A 5,866-nucleotide genomic window follows, 5' to 3' on the forward strand; every position below is an offset into this window, starting at 1 on the left:
TCGATGGCGACGCCCTTGGGCCTGCCGGTGGAGCCGGAGGTGAAGTCGACGTAGGCGAGGTGGCGCGAGGTGACGCCCGTCTCGGGCGCGGACGTGGGCAGAGCCTCGAGGCTCAGCTCCTCCCAGAAGAGACACGGCAACGAGTCGGAGACGGGGAGCTGCGAGCGGAGGGTGCGAGAGGTGAGCAGCAGCCGGGGCGGAGCGTCCTCCAACATGAAGGCGAGGCGCTGGGCGGGGTAGGAGGCGTCGAGCGGGAGGTAGGCACCACCGGCCTTGAGGATGCCCAACAGGGAGACGACGAGCTCCAGGGAGCGATCGAGGAAGAGGGCGACGAGGGAGTCGGGTCCCACGCCCTGCGAGCGCAAGAGGTGGGCGAGCTGGTTGGAGCGCGCGTCCAGCTCCCGGTAGGTGAGGCGCTGCTCGCCGAACTCGACGGCGATGGCGTCGGGACGCAGGGCCACCTGCCTCTCGAAGAGGTGGTGGATGCAGGCGTCGCGGGGGTAGTCCCGCTGCGTCTGGTTCCAGTCGACGAGCACCTGCTGGCGCTCGGTCTCGGAGATCAGGGTCAGCTCGGAGAGGGGTGCCTCGGGACGGGAGAGCGCGGCCTCCAGGAGGACCTGGAAGTGGCCCATCATGCGAGCGGCGGTGGTGTGCTCGAAGAGATCGGTGGCGTACTCGAACACGCCGTCGAAGCCCTCGGGAGAGGACGAGAGGATGAGGCTGGCGTCGCACTTGGTGACGCGGTTCTCCACCTCGAGCGGGCGCAGGGAGAGGCCCGGGAGGGCCATCTCGGGCATGGGCGCGTTCTGCAGGGCGAAGATGACCTGGAAGAGCGGCGAGCGGCTCAGGTCACGCTGGGGCTGGAGCTCCTCGACGAGCTTCTCGAAGGGGACGTCCTGGTGGGCGAAGGCGCCGAGGGTGGTTTCGCGCACCTGGTGCAGCAGCTCGCGGAAGGTGGTGACACCCGCGAGGCGAGCACGCAGGACGAGGGTGTTGACGAAGAAGCCGATGAGGCCCTCGTGCTCGGCGTGCCGGCGGCCGGCGATGGGCGAGCCAACGCTGATGTCGTCCTGGTTGGAGTAGCGCGAGAGGAGGAGCTGGAACGAGGCCAGCAGCGCCATGAAGGGGGTGACTCCCTCACGCTGGCAGAGCTGGAGGAGGCGCTCGGAGAGGTCCTTCGAGAGCTTCACGGGCACCCGCGCGCCGCGGAAGGACTGCACGGAGGGCCGAGGCTTGTCGGTGGGCAACTCCAGGGCATGTGGCGCCCCGGCGAGCTGTTGGCGCCACCAGCGCAGCTGCGTGTCGAGCACCTCGCCTTGCAGCCACTGCCGCTGCCAGGAGGCGTAGTCGGCGTATTGGACGGGGAGCTCGGGCAGGGGAGAGGGGCGGCCCTGGGCGAAGGCCTCGTAGAGGGCCGCCACCTCGCGCACCAGCACGCCGATGGACCAGCCATCGGAGACGATGTGGTGCATGTTGAGCAGCAGCACATGCTCGCTGTCGGAAAGCCGCAGCAGCTCTCCCCGGAAGAGGGGGCCGGTGGCCAGATCGAAGGGACGCTGGGACTCCTGCTCGGCCCGCTGGAGCACCTCCGCCTCGCGCGCTGGTGCGGGCAGAGAGGAGAGATCCACCTCACCCAGGGACAGGGAGGCCTCGGGCTGGATGACCTGGATGAGGCCCTCGAGGCCGGAGCGGAAGACGGTGCGCAGGGACTCGTGACGGCGAACCACCTCGGCGAGGCTGCGCCGCAGCACGTCCACCTGGAGGGTGCCCTCCATCCGAAGCGCGGAGAAGACGTTGTAGTCGGCGTGCAGGGGGTGGAGTTGATCGATGATCCACATCCGCCGCTGCGCGAAGGAGACGGGCAGCGAGCCCACGCGAGGCGTGGTGTGCAGCGCGGGAGCCGAGGGGATGCGCTGGACGAGGGCCCCCTCCAGCTGGCTGGCGAGCGCCGCGATCGTGGGGCTCTCGAAGATGGCGCGCAGGGGGATTTCGACGCCGAAGGCGCCGCGGATGCGTGAGACGAGCTGGGTGGCCAGCAGGGAGTGGCCGCCCAGGGCGAAGAAGTCGTCGTGGATGCCCACCTGCGGCACGCCCAGCACTCCGCACCAGAGGGCGGCGAGCTGCACCTCCAGCTCGTTGCGCGGGAGCGCCAGGGGCTCGGCCGAGCTGCCTGAAACGCCCTCGGGCACGGGCAGGGCCTTCCTGTCCACCTTGCCGTTGGGGGTGAGGGGCACCTTCTCCAGCTGCACGAAGGCGGAGGGCACCATGTGCGCGGGCAGCTTCTGCTTGAGGTGCTCGCGCAGCTCGGAGGCGTCCGGCGTCTGGTCCTCCTGAGCCACCCAGTAGGCCACCAGCCGCTTGTTGCCCGGGACGTCCTCGCGTACCACCACCACGGACTGACGCACGCCCGGGAACTTGTCGAGCACGGACTGGACTTCACCCAGCTCGATGCGGAAGCCGCGAATCTTCACCTGGAAGTCATTGCGGCCGCGGAACTCGATGTTGCCGTCGGGGAAGTAGCGCACCACGTCGCCGGTGCGGTACATGCGCGCCCCGTTCTGCTCGAACGGGTTGGGGATGAAGCGCTCGGCCGTCAGAGCGGGCCGCTCCAGGTAGCCGCGGCCCAGGTTCTCGCCGCCGATGTAGAGCTCGCCCCAGACGCCCACCGGCACCGGCGCCAGGCGCTCGTCGAGCACGTACACGCGGACGTTGGACAGAGGCCGGCCGATGTGCGGCAAGCCCTCCACGACGCCCTCGGGCTCCACCTGGCAGATGGTGGTGGCCACGGTGTTCTCCGCGGGGCCATACACATTCACCAGCGCGGCCTTCAATTCCTTGCGTGGACGGCGGTGAAGCTTGTCTCCACCGGTGAAGAGCCAGCGCAGGACGACGTCGTCCGTCCACTGCTCCTCCAGCACCGCCTCCGCCATGGGCGTGGCCATGAAGGAGACGGTGATTTTCTCCTCCGCCAGCCAGCGCAGCAGCCGCCGAGGCTCTGCGCGCACCTCGTCCTCGGGCATGTGCACGCTGGCACCCACCATGAGGTTGAGCCACACCTCCCAGACGGACACGTCGAAGGACAGGCCCACCACCAGCGTCGTCCTGTCCTCGGGCTTCACCGCGTAGGTGCGCTCGTACCACCTGCCCAGGTTGACGAGGCTGCGGTGCGTCACCGCCACGCCCTTGGGCCTGCCCGTCGAGCCGGACGTGTAGATGCTGTAGGCGAGGTTCTGCGCGCCCACGCCCGTTTCCGGCCGGTGCTTGGGCTGAGCCTCCAGCACGCTCTCGTCATCCAGGCACACCACGGCCGCGCCGGCGCCCTCCACGAGGCTCGCGCGTGCGCGATGCGACAGCACCACCTTCGCGCCGCTGTCGCCCACCACCTGGCGCTGCCACTCCGTGGGGTAGGCCACATCCACCGGCAGGTAGGCGCCACCGGCCTTGAGGATGGCCAGCGCGCCCACGATGAAGTCCACCGAGCGCGCCACGCACACCACGCCCACGGACTCCGGGCCCACGCCCAACGTGCGCAGGTGGTGAGCGAGCTGGTTGGCCCGCTCGTCGAGCTCCCGGTACGTCAGCTTGTGGTGCTTGTCCGCCACGGCCAGCGAGTCCGGCCTGGCACGGGCATGGGCCTCCACCAGCTCGTGGACGCACGCCTCGCGCGGGTACTCGGCCCCCGTGGCGTTCCATTCCACCAGCAGCTGCTGACGCTCGGCCCCGGTCATCAGCGGCAGGGAGGCCAGGGGCGCATCGGGCTGGGCGAGGATGGAGGTGAGCAGCACCTGCAGGTGGCTCATCATGCGAGCGACGGTGTCTCGCTCGAAGAGATCCACGCAGTACTCCAGCGTGCCGGTGAATCCCTCCGGTCCCTCGGAGAGGAAGAGGGTGAGATCGAACTTGGCGGTGAGCTCGCCAGGAGGAAGCGTGCGCAGGGAGAGGCCCGGGAGCTCCAGGTTGCCCATGGGGGCGTTCTGGAGGGCGAACATCACCTGGAAGAGCGGCGTGCGGCTCAAGTCACGCGGAGGCCGCAATTCCTCGACCAGCTTCTCGAAGGGGACGTCCTGGTGCTCGAAGGCATCGAGCGTGGTGGAACGGACCTGGGCGAGCAGCGAGCGGAAGGAGGCCCGGGCGTCGATGCGGGAGCGCAGGACGAGGGTGTTGACGAAGAAGCCGATGAGGCCCTCGAGCTCGGCATGCTGGCGGCCAGCGATGGGCGAGCCGACGCAGATGTCGTCCTGGTTGGAGTAGCGCGAGAGCAGGAGCTGGAAGGAGGCCAGCAGGGCCATGAAGGGCGTGACCCCTTCGCGTTGGCACAGCTGGAGGAGCCGCTCGGAGAGGTCCTTCGGCAGCTTCACGGGAAGCTGTGCGCCGCGGACGGACTGGATGGCGGGCCGAGACTTGTCGGTCGGCAACTCCAGGGCCTGAGGCGCCCCGGCGAGCTGCTGCTTCCAGTACGTGAGTTGCTGCTCGAGCACCTCGCTCCGCCACTGCCGCTGCCAGATGGCGTAGTCCGCGTACTGCACCGTCAACTCAGGCAGAGGCGAGGGCTTGCCCCGGAGCTGGGCCTCATAGATGGCCGCCAGCTCCCGCACCAGCACGCCCGAGGACCAGCCATCGGAGATGATGTGGTGCATGTTGAGCAGCAGCACGTGCTCATGGGCGGAGAGCCGCAGCAGGTGGGTGCGCAGGAGCGGACCCGTGGAGAGCTGGAAGGAGCGCTGTGCGTCCTCGTGGACGAGGCGCAGCACCTCGGCCTCCCGCTGCTCGGAGGGGATGGCCGAGAGGTCCACCACCTCCAGGGGGAGCGAGACGGACGGGGCGATGACCTGGACGGGTTGCCCTGCCTCGGAGCCGAAGGTGGTGCGCAGGGACTCGTGGCGGCGCACCAACTCCTGGAAGCCATGCCGGAGCGCGGCGAGGTCCAGGGTGCCTTCGAGCCGGATGGCGGCGGGGAGGTTGTAGAGAGGGCTGTCGGGCTCGAGCTGATCGAGGAACCACAGGCGCTGCTGAGCGAAGGACAGGGGCAGCGGGCCGTTGCGGGGAGCGGGCACCAGAGGGGGCAGCCGAGAGGCGGCGCTGGCCCGGGCGGCGGCGTCGAGGCGCGCCGCGAAGTCCTTCACGGTGGGGGCCTCGAAGAGGGTGCGCAGCGGGAGTTCCACGCCAAAGGTGGCGTGCAGGCGCGCCATCACCTGGGTGGCCAGCAAGGAGTGGCCGCCGAGCGAGAAGAAATCATCCTCGCGGCCCACCTGGGGCACGCGCAGCACCTGGGCCCACAGCGCGGCGAGCCGCTCCTCGGTGGGGGTCGCGGGCGGCGTGTACGGACGGGAGCGCAGGTGGGGCGAGCTGTCGGGCGCGGGCAGGGCCTTGCGATCCACCTTGGCATTGGAGGTGAGCGGGAGGCTCTCCAGTGCCACGAAGGCCGAGGGCCGCATGAATTCGGGGAGCCGCTGCGCGAGGAAGGCCTGCAGCGAGTCCACATCGGCGAGCGCAGGTACGACGTAGGCGACGAGGCGCTTGTCGCCAGGCACGTCCTCGCGGACGAGGGCCACGGCCTCACGCACCTCGGGGTGGGCGAGGAGGGCGGCTTCCACTTCGGCCAGCTCGATGCGGTAGCCGCGCACCTTCACCTGGTTGTCGATGCGGCCGAGGAAGTTGAGGACGCCATCGGGACGCCAGCGCGCCAGGTCACCGGTGCGGTAGAGGCGCGCACCGGGCTGGGTGGAGAAGGGATTGGGGACGAAGCGCTCGGCGGTGAGGTCCGGGCGGGAGAGGTAGCCGCGGGCCAGGCCGTCGCCGCCGATGTAGAGCTCACCGGGCACGCCCACGGGCACGGGACGCAGGTGCGCGTCGAGCAGGTACACCT

The 5,866-nt window shown here is 69.9% G+C and carries 1 protein-coding gene; it reads right to left on the bottom strand.

Annotated elements, in window-relative coordinates:
• Positions 1-5,866, bottom strand: a 5,866-nt coding sequence (locus tag AC16DP_RS27110; RefSeq protein ID WP_483956885.1) for an amino acid adenylation domain-containing protein, incomplete at both ends; no start/stop codon positions are given.

This window comes from Archangium sp. (assembly GCF_057119385.1).